Origin of the sequence: Actinomadura fibrosa, from assembly GCF_900659615.1 — a bacterium.
In the GTDB taxonomy this organism is placed as follows: Bacteria; Actinomycetota; Actinomycetes; order Streptosporangiales; family Streptosporangiaceae; genus Spirillospora; species Spirillospora fibrosa.
Genome location: NZ_CAACUY010000010.1, coordinates 53,870 through 71,709 on the forward strand (window position 1 = coordinate 53,870; position 17,840 = coordinate 71,709).

The 17,840-nt window shown below is 71.1% G+C and carries 18 protein-coding genes; 5 read left to right on the forward strand and 13 right to left on the reverse strand.

Going from position 1 to position 17,840, the window contains the following annotated elements; translation table 11 throughout:
• Positions 1-404: 404 nt before the first annotated feature.
• From E1300_RS52195 to E1300_RS06410, 4 genes are all read right to left on the reverse strand, one after another.
• Positions 405-641, reverse strand: coding sequence for a hypothetical protein (locus E1300_RS52195; protein WP_242618969.1), 237 nt, complete (start codon positions 639-641; stop codon positions 405-407).
• A gap of 44 nt (positions 642-685) precedes the next feature.
• Entirely contained in the window at positions 686-1,462 is a 777-nt protein-coding gene (locus E1300_RS06400; RefSeq protein ID WP_131755946.1) for an SDR family oxidoreductase, read from the reverse strand.
• A 37-nt stretch (positions 1,463-1,499) separates the two neighbouring features.
• Positions 1,500-2,339, reverse strand: coding sequence for an SDR family NAD(P)-dependent oxidoreductase (locus E1300_RS06405; protein WP_131755947.1), 840 nt, complete (start codon positions 2,337-2,339; stop codon positions 1,500-1,502).
• Positions 2,340-2,540: 201 nt separating this feature from the next.
• On the reverse strand, positions 2,541-3,386 hold the full coding sequence (locus E1300_RS06410) for a helix-turn-helix transcriptional regulator (RefSeq protein ID WP_131755948.1): 846 nt from the start codon (positions 3,384-3,386) through the stop codon (positions 2,541-2,543).
• A gap of 120 nt (positions 3,387-3,506) precedes the next feature.
• Between E1300_RS06410 and E1300_RS06415 the strand changes: the two genes are divergently transcribed.
• Positions 3,507-4,358, forward strand: coding sequence for a helix-turn-helix transcriptional regulator (locus E1300_RS06415; RefSeq protein WP_131755949.1), 852 nt, complete (start codon positions 3,507-3,509; stop codon positions 4,356-4,358).
• 523 nt (positions 4,359-4,881) lie between these two features.
• Entirely contained in the window at positions 4,882-5,139 is a 258-nt protein-coding gene (locus E1300_RS06420; RefSeq protein WP_131755950.1) for an Atu4866 domain-containing protein, read from the forward strand.
• 369 nt (positions 5,140-5,508) lie between these two features.
• Here the strand turns inward: E1300_RS06420 and E1300_RS06425 are convergent, their stop codons facing one another.
• The 3 genes from E1300_RS06425 to E1300_RS06440 all read right to left on the reverse strand — a co-directional run bounded on the left by E1300_RS06425 (position 5,509) and on the right by E1300_RS06440 (position 8,266).
• Positions 5,509-6,456 carry an alpha/beta hydrolase family protein gene (locus E1300_RS06425; RefSeq protein WP_131755951.1) on the reverse strand — a complete coding sequence of 316 codons (948 nt, stop codon included), beginning with the start codon at positions 6,454-6,456 and terminating at the stop codon, positions 5,509-5,511.
• Positions 6,457-6,532: 76 nt separating this feature from the next.
• Positions 6,533-7,291, reverse strand: coding sequence for a TetR/AcrR family transcriptional regulator (locus tag E1300_RS06430; RefSeq protein ID WP_207399514.1), 759 nt, complete (start codon positions 7,289-7,291; stop codon positions 6,533-6,535).
• Between the two features lie 534 nt (positions 7,292-7,825).
• On the reverse strand, positions 7,826-8,266 hold the full coding sequence (locus E1300_RS06440; RefSeq protein WP_131755952.1) for an SMI1/KNR4 family protein: 441 nt from the start codon (positions 8,264-8,266) through the stop codon (positions 7,826-7,828).
• Positions 8,267-8,395: 129 nt separating this feature from the next.
• Here E1300_RS06440 and E1300_RS06445 point away from each other — a divergent pair, with 129 nt between their 5' ends.
• Complete coding sequence (locus E1300_RS06445; RefSeq protein ID WP_131755953.1) at positions 8,396-8,608, forward strand: hypothetical protein; 213 nt, start codon at positions 8,396-8,398, stop codon at positions 8,606-8,608.
• Between the two features lie 669 nt (positions 8,609-9,277).
• Here the strand turns inward: E1300_RS06445 and E1300_RS06455 are convergent.
• From E1300_RS06455 to E1300_RS06470, 4 genes are read right to left on the reverse strand one after another with little or no spacing between them, the layout of a single operon-like run.
• A complete protein-coding gene (locus tag E1300_RS06455; protein WP_207399515.1) occupies positions 9,278-9,604 on the reverse strand; it encodes a DUF4387 domain-containing protein in 327 nt (108 codons plus the stop codon).
• Positions 9,597-10,982: an acyclic terpene utilization AtuA family protein gene (locus E1300_RS06460; RefSeq protein ID WP_131755954.1), complete on the reverse strand. Its 1,386-nt coding sequence runs from the start codon at positions 10,980-10,982 to the stop codon at positions 9,597-9,599. Before E1300_RS06460 ends, E1300_RS06455 begins: the two co-directional genes overlap by 8 nt.
• Positions 10,979-11,989 (reverse strand): phosphoglycerate dehydrogenase, encoded by a 1,011-nt coding sequence (locus E1300_RS06465; protein ID WP_165502699.1) that lies wholly within the window; start codon positions 11,987-11,989, stop codon positions 10,979-10,981. The genes E1300_RS06460 and E1300_RS06465 overlap by 4 nt, the downstream gene beginning before the upstream one ends.
• Complete coding sequence (locus E1300_RS06470; RefSeq protein WP_207399516.1) at positions 11,986-13,329, reverse strand: MFS transporter; 1,344 nt, start codon at positions 13,327-13,329, stop codon at positions 11,986-11,988. Before E1300_RS06470 ends, E1300_RS06465 begins: the two co-directional genes overlap by 4 nt.
• A 73-nt stretch (positions 13,330-13,402) precedes the next feature.
• Here E1300_RS06470 and E1300_RS51340 point away from each other — a divergent pair, with 73 nt between their 5' ends.
• Together E1300_RS51340 and E1300_RS51345 are read left to right on the forward strand one after the other, a co-directional pair.
• Entirely contained in the window at positions 13,403-14,131 is a 729-nt protein-coding gene (locus tag E1300_RS51340) for a GntR family transcriptional regulator (protein ID WP_207399517.1), read from the forward strand.
• Positions 14,128-15,234, forward strand: a complete 1,107-nt coding sequence (locus E1300_RS51345) for a tartrate dehydrogenase (protein ID WP_207399518.1) — start codon at positions 14,128-14,130, stop codon at positions 15,232-15,234. Before E1300_RS51340 ends, E1300_RS51345 begins: the two co-directional genes overlap by 4 nt.
• A gap of 710 nt (positions 15,235-15,944) precedes the next feature.
• Here E1300_RS51345 and E1300_RS06480 read toward each other — a convergent pair.
• Both E1300_RS06480 and E1300_RS06485 read right to left on the reverse strand, forming a co-directional pair.
• Positions 15,945-16,484: an HD domain-containing protein gene (locus tag E1300_RS06480; RefSeq protein WP_242618970.1), complete on the reverse strand. Its 540-nt coding sequence runs from the start codon at positions 16,482-16,484 to the stop codon at positions 15,945-15,947.
• Between the two features lie 196 nt (positions 16,485-16,680).
• Positions 16,681-17,838: a pyridoxal phosphate-dependent aminotransferase gene (locus E1300_RS06485; RefSeq protein ID WP_131755957.1), complete on the reverse strand. Its 1,158-nt coding sequence runs from the start codon at positions 17,836-17,838 to the stop codon at positions 16,681-16,683.
• Positions 17,839-17,840: the final 2 nt, after the last annotated feature.

The window sequence follows — 17,840 nt, forward strand, 5'->3', positions numbered from 1 at the left end:
GGCGGGAGTATGGGCGCGGATCATCACCGATCTGCGGGGGCGGGCGGACGCGGCCGAGATGATCTGCTGGCAGGTGAGTGTGGACTCCACCAACCATCGCCCGAGCCCATCAGCACGCCGTCGGCGCCCGCACCCGCCCCCACCAGCAGGCCGAACCTCCGCCCTCGATGATGGCGAGCCCGCCGATCACGCACTGGAGCGTTCGCGCGGCGGGCTGACCACCCAAGATTCATCTGTCGTGCGAGCAGGGCCAAAAGGTGCTGTCGTTGCTGGTCACCGCCGCCCGCCGCGGTGACTCGCCGCAGTTCCGGCCCGTCTTGGACTAGATCGCGGTGCCGCGGAGCGGGCCGGGACGTCCTCGCGGCCGACCGGAGCGGGTCCGGGCTGACAAGGCATACAGCTCCCTAGCCGGCCGCGCCTACCTGCGCAGGTGCGGCATCAAGTGCGCGATCCCCGTCAAAGCCGACCAAGCCCGAAACCGCACCAAGCGAGGCAGGCATGGCGGGCGGCCGCCGACATTCCGCGCCCTGGACCACCGGCAGCGCCATGCCGTCGAGTGCGGCATCAACCGGCTCGAACGCCACCGCGCCGTGGCCACCCGGTACGACGAAGTCGCTGTCCGCTACGAGGCCGTCCTCCACATCGCCGTCATCAACGACTGGCTGACCTGCCTTCGAGACACGCCCTAGACGGCCTGCGCGGTGGGCAGGACGGTGATCTCGGTGAGGTTGACGTGGCGGGGGGAGGCGGCGATGAAGGCGATGGTCTCGGCCACGTCGACCGCCTGCAGGGGGGCGATGTCATGGAGCAGGCCCTCCATCAGCGCGCTGGCGTCGGGGTCGGTGACGTGGCTGGGCAGCTCGGTGTCGACCATGCCGGGTTCGATCGAGGCCACGCGGACGCCGCGGGGGCCGAGTTCGACGCGCATCAGGCGAGTGAGGTGGCTGATGTAGGCCTTGGTGCCGGAGTAGATCGAGAACTTCTCCAGGATGCGGGTGGCCGCGATGGAGGAGGTGTTGATCAGGTCGGCCGGGCGGCCGGCGTCGGCGGCGGTGGTGAGCTGCGGCAGGAACGCGGCGATGACGTTCATGACGCCGGTGACGTTGAGGTCGATCTGACGCTGCCAGTCCTCGACCTTCAGCTCCTCGATCGCGGAGATCAGCTGGACGCCGGCGTTGTTCAGGACGAGGTCGGCGGGGCCGAGCCGCTCGGCGACCAAGGCGGCGGCGTCGGCCACCGCCGCGCGCTGGGTGACGTCGACCGCGACGGCCAGGGCGGTGCCGCCGTCGGCCTCGATGGCGGCGATGAGCTCGTCGAGCCTGTCCTTGCGGCGGGCCAGAACGGCGACGGAGGCGCCGAGTGCGGCCAGGCGGCGCGCGGTGGCCGCGCCGATGCCGCTGGAGGCACCGGAGACGACGGCGACGCGGCCGGCCAGCGGGGTGCCGGTGAGCAGAGCGGACATGATGATCCCTTCTGATGCGCGCGGGTGTGCGGGCCGGTCAGGCGGCGTCGTCGTGGGCGGTCGCGGCGGACTTGGCACGCCACGAGGCCAGGTCGTCCTCGACCCGGGCGAGCATGGCCTGGAGCCGGTCGATCGTGTCGGGGCCGAGGTACAGGTGGACGGGCAGCTCGTCCTGGGAGACGACCTCGTGGATCAGCGCGGCGCCCTTGACCGGGTCGCCGAGCTGAGTGTGGTTGGCCTTGCCTGCCCAGTCGAGGGTCACGTGGGCGGGGGTGCCGTCGTAGGCGGCGATCCGCGACCTCGCGGTGGACAGGGAGCTGGCGTCCAGGAAGTCGGTGCGCAGCACGCCGGGCTCGACCACCATGGCTCGGATGCCGAAGGGCGCGAGCTCGGCCGCGAGCGCCTCGGTGAGCCCGGCGACGGCGAACTTGGAGGCGCTGTAGAGGCCGACGCCCGGCTCGCCTTCGAAGCCGGACCGCGAGCCGATGTTGACGATGGTGCCCGAGCCCTGGCGCCGCATGACGGGCAGGACGGCGCGGGTCACGTCGATCAGGCCGAAGACGTTGAGGTCGAACAGCGAGCGCGCCTCGGCGTCGGTGATCTCCTCCACCGCGCCCAGCAGGCCGCGCCCGGCGTTGTTGACCAGCACGTCGATCCGGCCGAACCGGTCGACCGCGGCCTGGACGGCGACGGGTACGTCCTGGCCGCGGGTGACGTCCAGCGCGACGGTGAGCACGTCGTCGGACTCGGCCAGGTCGCCGGGGACCCGGCCGGGGTCGCGGACGGCGACGACGACCCGGTCGCCGTTCCGCAGGGCGGTCCGGGCGATCTCCGCGCCCAGCCCGCGGGAGGCTCCGGTGATGAACCAGACGGCCATGATGATCCTTCTTCCTTGTGTCTCACCTGTTCAGGCGGGGTGTCCGCCGCTGACGGTTTCGAGTCTGGGTGAGGCGAGCACGCGGATGAAGGTCGCGCGTTTCCTGGGAGTGATCCTCCTAGGAAGAGGGGCGGAACCATCCGGAAACGGCGATGGGGCGGGGAGAGCGTGCTCTCCCCGCCCCATCGCCGTCGGCGGCGTTCAGCCTGTGGTGACCTGTTCCGCTCGCGGAGCGCCGGCTCCTTCGGACAGGCGGTCGAAGGCGGCGGCGGTCGGGCTCGCGGGCTCGGCCTGGTAGACGACGAGTTGCTGGCCCGGGGCGCCGTTGACGGTGAGGGCCGAGAACCGGATGCTCAGATCGCCTACGCGCGGGTGCCGCAGGTACTTGCCCTCCTGAGTCTTGGACTTCACGTCGTGGCGGCCCCACAGATCCGCGAACTCGGGGCTTCGCTCGGACAGGGCGGTGACCACCTCGGCGATCCGCGTGCTGTCGGGGTCGTGGCCGTAGGCGGCACGCAGCTCCGCCACGCAGGAGTGCGCGGCGCGCTCCCACTCCTGGTAGAACTCCCGGCCCGCCGGATCGCAGAACACCATGCGCGCGAGGTTGTCGGCGGGAGAGAAGGCCTCGTGCAGAGCGTCGGCCATCGCGTTGCCCGCCAGGACGTCCAGCGCGGGTCCCAGCACGAAGGCCGGGGAGCGGGTGAACCCGTCCATGAGCTGCAAGAGCTGACCGCTGACCTGCTCCTGGGCGGGTGGCCTGGAGCGCAGTTCCGGCGGCCGGGCCAGGCGGCGCAGGTGGTCGGCGGCCTCGTCGTCCAGCAGCAGTGCCCGCGCCACCGCCTCGATGACCTGCGGCGACGGGCTGGACTCCCGGCCTTGCTCCAGGCGGACGTAGTAGTCGCTGCTCATCCCCGCCAGCAGCGCGACCTCCTCCCGCCGGAGCCCCTTGACCCGGCGGCGCCCGTACTCCGGCAGGCCGACGTCCTGCGGCTTCAGCCCCTCACGGCGGGCTCTGAGGAACGCACCCAACGGCGTGCTGCTGCTCATGGGTCAAGTATGAGACAGGGATGACCGGAATGACTGTTTCGTGGGTCTCACCGATCCAGGGTGTGACGCACCCACTCTGAGCGGCCCGGCCCGGGCCTGCGCCGCCTTAGCCTCGAAGGCGTGGACGGTGGTGAGTCTTCCCTCGGAGCCTTCCTGCGCCGGCATCGCGACCTGCTGAGGACCGACCGGCGGCCGCAGGAGCGTCGGCGGGTGCCCGGCGCGCGCCGCGACGAGGTCGCCGGCGCGGCGGGGATCAGCGCCGGCTACTACGCCCGGCTGGAGCAGGACCGCGCCGCGCGGCCGTCCTGGCAGACCGTCGCGGCCCTGGCCCGGGCGCTGCGGCTGGACGACGAGGCCACCGCGCACCTGTACCGGCTTGCCGGCCCGACCGCCCGCCGCAGCCGTCCCACCCGCCGGGAGCGGATCTCGCCGGAGGTCCGGCGGCTCATGGACGGCTGGACCGGCGTGGCCGCGCTCGTCATCGACACCGCCCAGGACGTGCTGGCCCGCAACGCGCTGGCCTCCGTCCTGCACGGTCGCTTCACCCGCGCCGACAACGTGCCGCGCATGGTCTTCCTCGACCCGGTCGCGGCCGAGCACTTCGGCGACTGGAACCGGGTGGCCGCCGACGTGGTGGCCGACCTGCGCCGCGCGGTGCGCGAGGCGCCCGACGACCCCCGCCTCACCGCCCTGGTGGGCGAGCTGGCGATTCACAGCGCGCCCTTCCGCCGTCTGTGGGCCGCGCGCGAGAGCGCCGTGCCCGCCCGCCGCCATCTGCGCCTGTTCCATCCCGAGGTCGGCGAACTGCGCCTCACCGCCGAGGTCTTCCCCATCACCCGGGCGGCAGGCCAGCGGCTCGTCACCTATCAGGCCGAGCCCGGTTCCGCCTCCGCCGATTCCCTGGCCCTCCTCGGCACGCTCGGCCCACTGACCGGCTCCACGGCCGATACCGGAGCCGGGGAGCGTTCCTAGGTACCGCACTCCCAGGAGACCGGTGGCCTTCTTGCCGCGGCCCGCTTTCCGCAGACTCGTCGTCACAGGCGCGAACAGCCCGCCGGAACCTCCGCGAAAGGCATCCTCATGGACACCACCGCTGCCCGCGCCCACTTCCTCGCCCGGTTGCTCCGCCAGGCCGCCGACCCCGACCGCCGCGTCCTGCTCACCGGCGCCGCCGTAGTCACCATGGACCCGGAGCTCGGCAACCTGCCCAAGGCGGACCTGCTCGCCCAACGACCCGATCGGCACCCTCGTCCTTCGGCGCCGACCCCCGCAATATCGACGCCGTCTTCGTGGCCGCCCTCGGAGACGAGGTCCGCGCCTCCCGAGACAGAGTGCTGCGCGCCGCCGCCCGCACGTGACGTCCCCCTCCGGCACAGCTCAAGCCACCGTCATGGTCCGCACCGCATCACTGGCCGCCTGCCTGCTCGCAGTCGTCGCCACCGGCCAGCCCTCTGCCCCCACCGCCACGAACACGACCACCATCAGGGAGGCATCCATGACCGCTCCTACCACCACCGGCCCCCACCCGCACGTCGGGATGTGGGTCACCGCCGATGGCCGGATCCGCCAGGAGCTCCTGCCCACCGGCCGCTACGAAGAAGCCCGCGACGGACGCGAACGCGCCTACACCGGCCGCTACACCGTCACCGGCGACCACATCGACTACTACGACGATCTGGGCTTCACCGCCACCGGTGACGTCCGCGACGGAGTCCTCTACCACGAACACCTCGTCCTGTACCGGGAGCGCTGAGTCACATCCGGGAGCAGCGCCACCGGCGCACCGGCTTCAGCGAAGCGGTGCCGGCCGAGCTGACCGGACCTTGTTCTCGCCATCGACGGTCTTCAGTGCCGAAAACGGCTGGTGATCGAAGTCCCGAGAAGAAGATTCTGAAGTTCCTGCGCTCGTTGGCACCGGGGCAGGTTCGTCAAGGCGCGATGAGCTCGATCGAGGGACGCTTCAGAGTTCATCGATGGGCTGGTCAGACCTGTCACCAAGTCTGCTCGCGCCCGGCGGCAGTCGCCGCTGAGCGCTGGCTTGCGCCTTGCGCCGCTGGGGGCGGGCCAAGACGTAACCCGCTTGGTCCGCCCCCATCGTGGTGCGGCTGTTGCGGGCTGGGAGCTACTTCATGTGGGTGGCAAACCAGTCCAGCATTTCCTTGGGCTCGCGCTGGAAGTACAGGTAGCCATCCCAGCGGGCGGTGGTTCCGTGAACCCAAACGAGTTTCTTGTCTTCGATCGGGATGTTGTCGAACATCGCCTGGACGTCGTCGGGGCGGGTCATCAGGTCGTCGTGGACCTGGTAAAGGAAGGTGGGGATGGTGACGCTCTTGGCGGCCTCGACCGGAGACATCTCAGAAAAGGGGAAGCTGACGATCAGGCGGACCTTTTCCTCCAGCTCGGCGATGCGCTCTGGCAGGCCCAGCCTCTCTAGAGTGCGCTGCATGGTGACGCCGACCGACAGCGGCTGTGGGGAAACGATACAGCGCACGCCTTCGAAATACTCGGGGTACATCTGCATGGCGAACATTGTCGCGTTCGAGCCCTGGCAACGGCTGAACAGGCCGATGGTCATGTCCTTGAGGTCTTCGCGGGCGCGCACGTACTGCAGAGAGCCGACGACGTCGCGAGCTTCGAAGCGGCCGCCGCTGCCGATGCCGCCGTTGCCGGTTCCGCTGTGGCCGAGGTTGCGCATGTCGTAGGTGAGGACGTTGTATCCGGCCTCGTGCAGAATGCGATAGTCGGGCACGAAGTCGACCTCGAAGTCGTTGCCGGTGCTTGCCCCGATCGACTTCCAGGGCTCCAGGTGGGCGGGAAAACCGTAGCGGTTGAACCACAGGGGATGGTTAGCGATGATCAGCTTGTCCGATCCATCGCAGGGGATGTACCAGGCTTCCAGTGGCACACCGTCCATGGAGGGGAAAGACACCTCCTGGTAGGTCAGGCCGTAGTCGCCTGGGGTCTTGAGGATCGGCGAGCGCATGGGGTGGCCGAAGCCTTGCGCGATGCCGTCCAGGATGCCCTGGATCTCCTCTTCGCTGTGGGCCCGTTCCTGATGGACGGTGCTCATGTGCTCCTCTTTCATGTCGAGTCCGCGGGTCGAGGGGACCTGCCGGTCGTGCGGCCAGTCGCTCTGGAGAGCCCCATCAGGGCGGGTCGCCACCTGCCGCGCTGCTGAGCGCGGATAGTTGGGCCAGCCATTCGCGCAGCAGTGTGGTCTCCGAGGCACGCAGCGTGCCGACGGGGCCATGTGGCATCTCCGCTTCCAGTCGCGCGGCAGCTCGCACAAGTTGCGGCGTCACCGGAGGCGCGCCAGGCACAGCCGGCGGGCTGATGACGGCCGCGGTGACGGCGTCTCGCACGATGGCCGACAGGTGGTCGTCGGCCGCCGCGCGGGTGCGGATGAGGTGCAAAGTGACCCCTACCGCGGCCGAGGCCACCATGTCCGCGGCCGTCTCGGCCGGTATGCGCAGCCGTCCGGCTCTCTCCAGGTCGCGCATCTTCGTCACGAGAACCGCGTGGGCGTGATCCGCCGGGCCTGTACGGCCGTCCATCGGCCGGCCGTACATGATCGTGTAGAGGGCGGGGTTGGTCACCCCGAACTCCACGTGCATGTCCCAGCCGCGAAGGAAGTCCTCGACCGGATCCCCGGTCGCCTCCAGGGCCTGCTTGCGGGTCAGGTAGCGGCTGAACCTGTCCGCCGCCACCTCTCGCAGCAGGCCGTCCTTGTCGCCGAAGTGGTGGTACAGGGTCGGCGCTGCAACGCCGGCCGCGTCGCACACCTCGCGGGTCGAGAAATCTCCACTGGCCGATGCCGCCAGCAGGTCAGCGGCCGCGTCGATGATCAGGACGCGGGTCCGCTGGGCCGATGAAGCCTCCTTAGCTGCAATGTAGCGATGATACACAGAAGCGCCATAGAAGCCCAAATTTATCTAGCGACGCTATATGAGGCTGAGTGCTCCCTCGCTCTCATCGTCGCGCTGCCCCCTGAGGTCATCGCGCGTTCCCGTCGGGTGGGCAGGCCGGATCAGCAGCATCCTGGGCGGATCGGCCTACGACGCCGCAACCGGGCAGCGGCGCGACGGATCGCCGGACGGCATGGCCGCGGCCGGGCTGTGGCCGATCAAACAGTCGAAGTCGTCCACGCCGAGCACCATCGGCACCGGCCGCTCCGGCAGCGAAAGTCCCAGCAGTACGCGCAGCGCGGCGTGCCGGGGACAGCAGCACGCCCAGCGCCGGGTAGCAGCCGTGTGCCGGCGCGGCCGCCCAGCTCTCGTACGACCGCGCCGATCTGTGAGCCATGCGGTGAGTGCGGGATCAACCGCCTCAACCGCAACCGGGCGGTCGTGACCAGTTACGCCAAGCTTGCCGTCCGTTACGAGGCCGCCGTCCACATCACTGCATCAACGAGTGGCTGTGACGGTTCTCTGCCCGGAGCCCTACTTGTACCACTCGTCGCCGTCCGAGCCCGCTCTCGACTCCAAATAGTCCTTCAGCGACTTGGCAATCCGGGTACGTTCGTCGGTCTCATGGTCCCAGACGACTACTTCGCCGGGCCGTCCCCCCGGCGCCTTGAAAAGCGCGAACAGATCCCCGCCGCCGTTATCCCCCATGAACATGAGCTGATCGAACGAGGTGTAGAGCTCGGCGAAGTCCGCGTTCCGCCGAAACTCCGTATTCTGCTCGATGATCTCCTGTACCGACCACACCAGTCCGGATCCGTACTCGTCCTGCACCCCGCCGGTTTCACGCAGCAACTCCCGCAGTTCGTCCGGCACTGTCTGCCCCAACCGCTGCTCGATCTGATCGATTGCCTCATCGGAAGCAGGCGCGGCGAACTCAGCATCGCTGTAAAGCCGCCCGATCAACTCTCTCCACATGGGAGTCCTCTCACCGTCTGCGGATCAGCGATCATGGTAGGCGCACTCTCACATCTTCTGAAAAGCCCTAGCCTGTACCGGTGGTCAGCGAGGATTCTGGCCTGTTCAGCATGCAAGCGGCGATTGTTGATGCTGGTCAGCGTCCTGGAGGAACAGGCCGGCCGCCCCGACGTGGACGCCCCGGACGACTTCGACATGGCCGCATACGCCGCGGCGTACCCCACCGTGATGGCCGGCGTGACAAAGTACTTTCAGCCTGACCGCACCGTCGACGATCTGTTCCGCGATCGTCTGGAACAGATCAGCCATGGTCCTGCGGCGCCGTCCGGCCCCACGTCCTGACCGGTCAACCCTGGCACGAGCGCCCCGCGTCGCTGCCAGGCCAAGGACGGCCGCTTCTGGGACGAGTATCGTGCTGCAGTCCCGTGGCGGGTCCGTCCCCCGCGCCTACTCCACTTCGAAATCTACGGGCGCGAGGATCGCGTCGGCGGCAACGCGTTCACCGCTGACTTCTCCCAGTCCGCTGGCTCCGCCGTCCCGGTCGGACGGCCCGCTGCTCCCCCATGGCGGGAGGAACAGGGGGCCGTGGTCCGCCGGTCGCCGTGACGGCCCGGCGTCAGGCTCCGGCGGTCCGCTCGGGCAGCCCCCAGCCGGGGCGGGGGAAGTGGCAGGTGTAGCTCTCCGGGTACTTCTGCAGGAGTCCTGATGCTCGGCCTCCCCGAAGTCGCCGACGGGGGTCACCTCGGTGACGGCCTTCCCCCCGGCCAGAGGTCGGGAGGCGTCGACGTCGGCGATGGTGTTTCGGTGACCTTCCGCTGACCGTTCGAGGTGTAAAGATCGCGGACCGGTAGCTCGTGCCGATGTCGTAGACGACCTCGATGGTCTCGGCGTAAGTCCCGGGATCGCGGTGATCCAGGAACAGCTGCCCGTGGGCAGTGCCCTCTCGGTTGCCTTGGCCGTTGTCTCCCTCCTGTCCTTCGCCGGGTGGCTACAGCGGACGCCGCATCCGCGTTATCCCGCGGGGACGAGCGCGGCCAGGGGGACGTGGTGCTGGCCCGCGTGGATGTCACGGTCGCGCAGGCCACCCTGGGGCACCGGCCGGGGGAAGGAGATCTTCACGACGTTGAGGGTGGGGATGCGGAAGATCTGGACGCTCGCCGGGTCGAGGTCGTACAGGCGGGCGATGACCCGCTCGTTGACGAAGTCCTCGTCGGCGACGGTCGCGTAGTCCGCGGCCGACCGCATGAAGAGCTCCATCGTGACCCAGAACGGGCCCGCGTTCTTGGAGCGGATCTCCTTCGCCATGTCGCCCAGCGTGCGGCGGTGCTCGTCAGTCACGGGAGGCCCCTTCGGTGATCTCGATGCGGAACATGCCGGACGGCTCGTCGACGTCCACGACGTGGTTGAGCGCGAACTCGTAGGCGGGGCCGCGCTCGGTCTCGGCCGGGGAGGTGGCGAAGGCCAGGCTCGGGAGGTGGTCCATGTCGCGGGTCGGGAGGTGGAGCATCAGCGGGTTGGCGATCTTGGCGATGGCGGTGGCCGTGGCCTGGTCCGGGGCGCTGACCAGCAGCATCACGCCGACCTCCCGGGGCGGCCCGTCCGCCGGGTCGATGCTTCCCAGGACGGCGTTGTACCCGTACGGGCGGATGTCCACGGCGTAGCCGGAGGGGTCGAGGCCCAGCGTCTGCCGCACGCGTCCGGTGAGGATCTCGTGCAGCAGCGCGACCCACTCCTCGATCCTGGCGAGGATGTGCGGGTCGCGGATGGCGGTGAAGGACATCGTCTCGTAGCCGGTGACGCGGGCGCCTTCGAGCTTGATCGTGTGCTGGCCGGCGGGCTCGAACCGTGACCCCTCGACGCGGACGCGGCGGTCGTCCAGCGCGGTGTAGGTCGCGTCACCGACCACGAGCGTGCCGGCGGGCTCCCGCATCCGGAACGGGTCGACGGTCTCGTAGAGCATGTGCGCCGCCACCGACGCCGGAGTGCACGCGTTGGACGGGTCGAGGGGCTCGATGGTGAAGCCGTCCCGGTCGATGGTGGCGAGGACGCCGCCCGCGCGCGGGTCGGTGGTGCACTGCCCGCCACACTCGACGATCTTGGACGCGTGCCAGGTCGGGCCGGCGGGCATGCCCCGCGTCAGCGGGACCGCGGCGGCGACGGCGGTGTCGGTGGCGCGGCCGGCGAGCACCACCTGGGCGCCGGCGGCCAGCGCGTCCGCGATCGGCTCGTGGCCCATCATGCCGACGATGCGGGTGCATTCGTCCAGCGTGGAGGCGTCGAGGTCGCCCATCGGCGGCAGCGGGTGGACGCGCCCCTCGTTCAGCCTCTCCTTGAGGGCGGCGGCCGTCTGCTCGCTGTAGACGCGCGCGACCGTGAGGCTCAGGCGCTCCTCGTCCAGGATCCGGGCGGCGATCCCGGCGACCCAGTCGACACCGGAGTCGGTACCGCTCGTGCCGCACGATCCGATGATCAGCGGGATGCCGGCGGTGGACGCGGCCCTCAGCAGGATCCGCAGGTCGCCGGCGACCGCGGCGGCGGTCGTCTTCGCGGTGCCGGAGCCCAGGTAGTAGGGACCGGAGTCGGTGGAGCCGCCGTCCACGGCGATCACGTCGGCTCCCAGTTCGAGTCCTCTGTCGACCGTCGCCGGGGGGAATCCCGCCCCGAGCATCCCGGTCGGGGCCAGCACCCTGACGGCTGTCGCAGGCGTACTCGTCATGTCGTCCTCGTTCCTTCGGTCGGGTTCGGTGGTTTCACGGGCGGGAGCAGGTGCGCGTTGAGGGACGAGCGGGGACGTCCCCGCAGGGCGGCGATCAGTTCGCGGGCGCCTTCGAGGCCGGTGGCCCGCCGCGCTTCGGCGGTCTGCCCGGCCAGGTGGGAGTAGACGGTGATGCCGGGGACGTCCCGCAGCGGGCTGTCGGCCGGCAGGGGTTCGGTGCCGGTGACGTCGAGCGCCGCGCCAGCGAGCCGTCCCGCGCGGACCGCGGCGGCGAGGGCGGTCTCGTCGACGATGGCGCCGCGCGCGGTGTTGACCAGGTGCGCCGTCGGTTTCATCCGGGCGAGCGCCCGGGCGTCGATCAGGTTCCGGGTGGCGGGCGTGAGCGCCGTGTGCAGCGAGAGGAAGTCCGAGGAGGCGAGGAGCTCGGGGAGGTCCACGAACCGGACGGAGGCGTCATGACGGTCGCTCGCCGGGACGTTGGTCGTGCAGAGCACCGACAGGCCGAACGCCTGGGCGAGAGGCACCACGGCGCGGGCCGCCGCACCGTAGCCGAGGAGCCCGAGCGTCCTGCCGCGCAGCTCGTGGCCGTTCTCGCGCGGCCACCGGCCCGCCTGGACGCCGGTGGCGACGGGTACCAGCCGGCGGGCCTGGGCCAGCAGCAGGGCCATCGTGTACTCGGCCACGGCGTTCGCGTTGACGCCCGGGAGGTTGCTCACCGAGACGCCCGCGCGGGTCGCGGCCGCGACGTCGACGGAGTCGTAACCGACGCCGCTGCGCACGAGCGCGCGCAGGGACGGCGCGTGCGCGAACACCTCGGCGGTCATCGGCTCGTTGCCGATCAGCGCGCCTTCGGCGCCGTCCAGGATCGCGATCAGCTCGTCGCGGTCACGGACTCCCCGCCGCGGACGGTGCCGCGTGGCGAAGCCGGCATCGCGGAGGAGGACGTCCACCTCGTCTCCGGGCACCAGGTAGTCGGTGGTGATGAGGACGGTCGGCGGGGCGCTCACCGGCCGTCCTCCCCGCGGGCGGCCTCGCCGGCGAGGGCGGTCGCGCGCCGGAGCCGGTCGACCCGCAGGACGAGCAGGACGGCGAGGACGGTCAGAACCGCGATGTGCAGCAGCATCAGGCTCCATCCCGTCACGTCCACGGCCAGGCCGACCACGGCCGGCCCGGCGAGCCCGCCGGACATCCACCCGACCGTGTACAGGCCGGTGTAGCTGCCGAGGACGCGGGACGACGGCGCCAGGTTCCACAGCACCACGGCGGCGTTGATGACGAAGCCCGCGGCGCCGGCCGACGCCAGGCACAGCGCCGCGATGGTGGCCGCCGGCGTCGGCACGGCCGTGCCGAGGACCATGGCGGCGGCGAAGACCACCATCCCGGCGGCCATGACCCGCAGCCGTCCGAAGCGCTCGGCGAGCAGGGCCGCGGGGAAGGCGGCGAGGACGTACGCGATCCCGCCGGGCAGCGTGAGCCCGCCGGCCTCGCCGTCGGAAAGGCCGAGGACCTCCACGCCGTAAGGGGTCATGAGCGAGCGCGACGCGAACCACGCCCCGCCGAAGGCGAACACGGCGAGGATCACCAGCAGCCGGCTCCGGTCGGGGTCGCGCAGCAGGTCGCGGATGACGGCCCTCATCGTGGTCCCGGCGTCCGCGTCCCGCGGCGTGCCGTCCGCCGCCGCGGCCTCGTCCTCCGCCAGGGCGGCCCGGTAGGCGGCGGAGCGGCTGTCCCGCACCCGCCAGACGAGCACGGCCGCCGCGATCAGCATGAGGGCCGCGGGGACGGCGAAGGCCAGCTTCGGGTGGTCGTCGACCAGCAGCAGGCTGACCAGCGCGGCGACGATGGTGGTGAGCGCCGAGGCGATCTTCACCGCGGCGTTCGCCCGGCCGCGCCGCGCGGGCTCGATGAAGTCGGGCATGAGCGACTCGCTGACGGGCTTGAAGCTGTTCATCACCAGCGCGTAGGCGAAGATCGCCAGGATCAGCGGGCCCAGCGCGGTCGCGTGCGGGATGAGCAGGAACAGCACGGCGCCCAGCGGCATCATGACCGCCAGGTAGGGGATCCGCCGCCCCCAGGGGGTCCGGGTGTTGTCCGAGCGGTTGCCCATGTAGGGCTGGATGAAGATCCCGAGCAGGTTGTCCATGCCCATGAGCAGGCCGACCACCGCGGCGCTGGCGACGTGGTCCCGCAGCAGTTCGGGGACCCGGTTGTCGTAGAAGTTCCAGGTCGACTCCTGCGCGAACACCGCGAGGGCCACGTAGAACGTGATCCTCCCGGTGCCCGGCGCGCGTCTCTCGGTTCGGGCCGCGCTCACCATGGCGTCCTCCTCGGCTGTGGCGGACGTCACCGTACTACTTGCTATAGCAAAATAGTCAAGCCATGGCACTGATTCTTTGCCATGCCACTGCTACGGTGGCCTCATGATGGTCAAGTCGACGGCGGACCGGCCGTCCGCAGGCGGCGGGACCCGAGCCGATCTCGCCTACCAGGCCCTCCGGGAGGCGATCGGGTCGGGAACGCTGCGTCCCGGCCAGAAGGTCACCGAGCGCGGCCTCGCCGAGCGGCTCGCGGTCAGCCCCACACCGGTGCGCGAGGCGCTCCGCCGGCTCGAACAGGACGGGCTCATCCAGCGCACCGGCCCGCGGACGGTCGTCGTCGCCGACGTCGCCGAGCGCGCCGTCGACGACCTCGCCGAGGTCGAGATCGGGCTGCGCGGCCTGGTCGCCCGCTTCGCGGCCCGGCACGCCACGCCCGCCCAGCTCGACGCCCTCGACGCGATCCTCGACGCCGCCGACGACCTGCTGATCGTCATCGCCACGCGGCACCGGCACGGCGAGGACGTCGACCGGCACGTCACCGCGCTGCTCGACCGCATGCAGGAGTTCAACGACGCGGTCAACGCGTGCGCCCACAACCCCGTCCTGATCCGGCTCCTGGAGCAGACCCAGGTCTTCTCCCGGCCCGAGCGCCGCGCCCTGCGCCTGGAGAAGATCGCCGAGGACGACCGCTTCGGCCTGGACCGCTACTCCGGCCACCGCGCCCTCGTCCGCGCCCTCCGGGCGGGCGACTCCGCGACCGCCGAACGGCTGGTCATCGAGGACGCCCAGGGCGGCCTGGCGGACCTGCGGGCCCGCGGAGGCGACCGGTGACGGCGCCCACCCACCGGATCGCCGTGATCCCCGGCGACGGGATCGGCACGGAGGTCGTCCCCGAGGGGCTCCGGGCGCTGGAGGCGACCGCCGGGGTGTTCGGCCTCGACCTGCGCTTCGACCACTTCGACTTCGCCAGCGCCGCGTACTGGCAGCGCCACGGCACGATGCTGCCGGACGGCTGGCAGGACGTCCTCGGCGGCTACGACGCCCTGTTCTTCGGCGCCGTGGGCTGGCCGGATACCGTCCCCGACCACGTCTCCCTGTGGGGCAGCCTGCTCCGGTTCCGGCGCACGTTCGACCAGTACGTCAACCTGCGGCCCTGCCGGCTGATGCCGGGCGTCCGCGGCCCGCTCGCCGGGCGCGGGCCCGGCGACGTCGACTTCCTCGTCGTCCGGGAGAACACCGAGGGCGAGTACTCCAGCATCGGCGGACGGATCTTCGAGGGCACCGAGCGCGAGACCGTCCTCCAGGAGACGGTGATGACCCGCGTGGGCGTCGACCGCGTCCTGCGCTACGCCTTCGAGCTCGCCGGACGGCGCCCCGCCCGGCACCTCACGTCCGCGACGAAGAGCAACGGCATCTCGATCTCCATGCCCTACTGGGACGAGCGGGTCGAGGCGATGGCGGAGCACTACCCCGGCGTGACGCACGACAGGTGCCACATCGACGCGCTGGCGGCGAACTTCGTCCTGCACCCCGACCGGTACGACGTCGTGGTGGCCAGCAACCTCTTCGGCGACATCCTCTCCGACCTCGGCCCCGCCTGCACCGGCACGATCGGCATCGCCCCGAGCGCGAACATCAACCCGGACCGGACCCGTCCGAGCCTCTTCGAGCCCGTCCACGGCTCCGCGCCCGACATCGCCGGCCGCGGCATCGCCGACCCGGTCGGGCAGATCTGGTGCGCGTCGATGATGCTCGACCACCTCGGCCACCCCGACGCGGGCGCCCACCTGCTGGGCGCGATCGAGGACGTCCTGGCGGCGGGCCCCGACGAGGCGCCCCTCACCCCCGACCTCCACGGCCGCGGCACCACCGCCGAACTGGGTCAGGCGATAGCCGACCAGGTCGTCCGGCGCCGGCGCGAGCCCAGCACCTGAGCCCGCCGCAGATGCGAGCCGAGCCCGGAACGGTGAACGGCCCCCTTCACAGCGGTCAGGGCGGCGTCGGCGCCACGTCGACGGCCTCGACCTGCCCGGACGCGCCGGCCGCCGGCAGCCGCGCTCTCCAGGTCCCCCACTGCACGTCAACCGGAACCGCCGCTTCTGCGTGCACACGTCCGTCCCAGCAGGGTGATCACGTCCGGGGTGGGCTCAGGGACCGCCAGCTTCATCGGCTCGGCGTCCGGGCGTAACCGGTAGCCGAGTTCCCGTCACTGCGGGGCCCGCACATCGGTGGCGGCGGGACGCTGCACGGCGATCAACGCGACGTCGACCGAGCTGTGCCAATGGTGCACATCGGCCACCTGCAGCGACCTGGCCCACACCCGCGGGTCCCGGAACCAGGCGTTGGCTGGCCGTTCAAGATGTCGGCCAGCTCGACCGCACCCCGGAGGGACTCCTCGTCCGCCGGCATTCTGGGGACGGTTCATGGTGCGCCCGTTGTGGTGTTCGCTAACGCCGCAACCGTGCTGGCGCAGCGGCGTGGTGAGCTGCGTGGACGGTTGGCGTCATCCCGGTGGCCAGGGCGTGCCGCTGCCCCCTGAGGGAGTGATGCGAGACCGGCCTCAGCTGGGCGGGCGGTCCTCGGCTCAGCTGCGGTCGGGTGGTGGCTCAGGACCTGGCGGGAGCGCTCATGTACGTCGTTCTCGTCAGGTGTCGAGTGGGTTGCGGGCGATGCGGTCGGCGACTCCGCCGGCCACGGACTGCGCGGCGGTGCTGTCCGGCTTGCGCGCCGCCTGCTCGTTGAAGCACGCCATGAACTCCGTGGCCAGGTCCAGGCGCGGGTAGCGCTCCAGCACCTCGTGACGCAGCTCGGCCGGGATCCGGTCGATGTCGCGGCCGGAGATGTCCATGGCGGTGGACGCTTCCAGCAGATGGCCCTCCGGGTCCTCCGTCGCCGGGACCTCGGGCCACATGTGCCGGACGATGATCTCCGACGCCCGTGCCCGGCGCTCGGGGGACCAGCCCGCGCCGGCGCCGAAGACCCAGGCCACGTGGCCGCCCGCCTCCTCGAAGGGCACCGTGTGGCTGTCGAACGCCGCCACCAGGCCGATGTCGTGCAGCAGGGCCGACACGTACAGCAGCTCGGCGTCGAACGCGATGCCGTCGACCCGTGCGTGGGCCGCCGCCCAGAGGTAGGCGCGGATGGAGTGGTTGAGCAGGGAGGGCGTGTGGTAGGCCGTCGCCACCTCGAAAGCGCCACGGCATGCCTGGGTATCGGGAGCCGGGAGATCGTCGAACCTTACGCGTGTCATCATGCCCTTGTCTGTCGGGAGTCGGATGGGAACGGCCACGGCGACCGCGGCTGGTTGCCCGTGATCGACCACATCCTGATCGAGTTTCGCGGAGCCGTCGCGCGATGAGCCCTGGCGTTGCTGCCTCTCATCAGACGGCCAGGCGAAAGCGGTCGCCGAGGCTGGTGAGGCGTTCGACGGGTTCATTGGCGAAGACGATCCGCAGATAGTGCCGTCCGCTCGGGCCCCAGCCGTCCATGGGGGTGGCTGCGATCTTCGCCCGGTCGAACAGGCGCTGGGACAGCTCGGAGCCGGTCAGTTCCAGGGGCCTGGTGTCGATGAGGAGCGACCAGCCGCCGTGCGGGCGGATGATCGGGAAGGCGGCGAGCTGGTCCAGGACGGTTGCGCAGCGCCGCTGCCATTCGGCGGTGGCGGCGGCGACGTCGGCCGCGGCGTCGGGGGCGTCCAGCGCGGCGGCCACGGCTTGCTGGGCCAGACCGACCTGGCAGACGACGTTGGTCAGGCCGACAAGGCGGATGTCGGCCACGATGGAGGCGGGGCCGACGACCCAGCCGACGCGCCAGCCGATGAGCCGCAGCTCTTTGGAGGCCGATCCGACGGTGATGGTGCGCCGGGCCAGTCCCTCATGGGCGGCCGGGTGGCTGGGAGGACGGCCGTCGAAGCGGATGCGTTCCATCGCCGCGTCGTAGATCAACCAGGCGTCGTGGCGCTCGCAGGCGTCGGCGAGGGCGGCCCAGTGGCGCTCGTCCAGGACGAGACCGGTCGGCATCGCCGGTCCCATCATCAGGACCGCCGCGGTGCCGGGTCCGACGGCGCCCGCGAGTCGTTCGGCGTCGACGGTCCAGCCGTCCGCGGTGGGCTGCGCGGGGACGAAGCGGGGGACGCCGCCCGCGAGCCGGACCCGGTTGACCAGACCGGCGTAGATGGGGTCGCACAGCACGACCTCCTGCCCGGGCTCCACGGTCGCCAGGAGCGTGTTGAGGACGCCGTTGAGCCCACCGGCCACGCTGACGCATTCGGTGTCGGCGTCGTAGGCGTGCCCGGAGATGCGGCCGACGTGCGCCGCGGCGGCCGTCCGAAGTGATCGGTGCCCTTGGAACGGCAGATAGCTGTTGGCCGAGTCGGTGTCGACGGCGGCGTGCGTGGCGGCGATGGCGACGGCGGGCGGCCGCAGGTCGGTGTCGAGATTCTCCAGCCGCAGGATGTCCGGATCGCCTACGGCGTCCGCCGCGTCACCGACGACATCCACTCCGATGCCCGGAATGTCGCGTAGCCGCGTCACCGTCATAG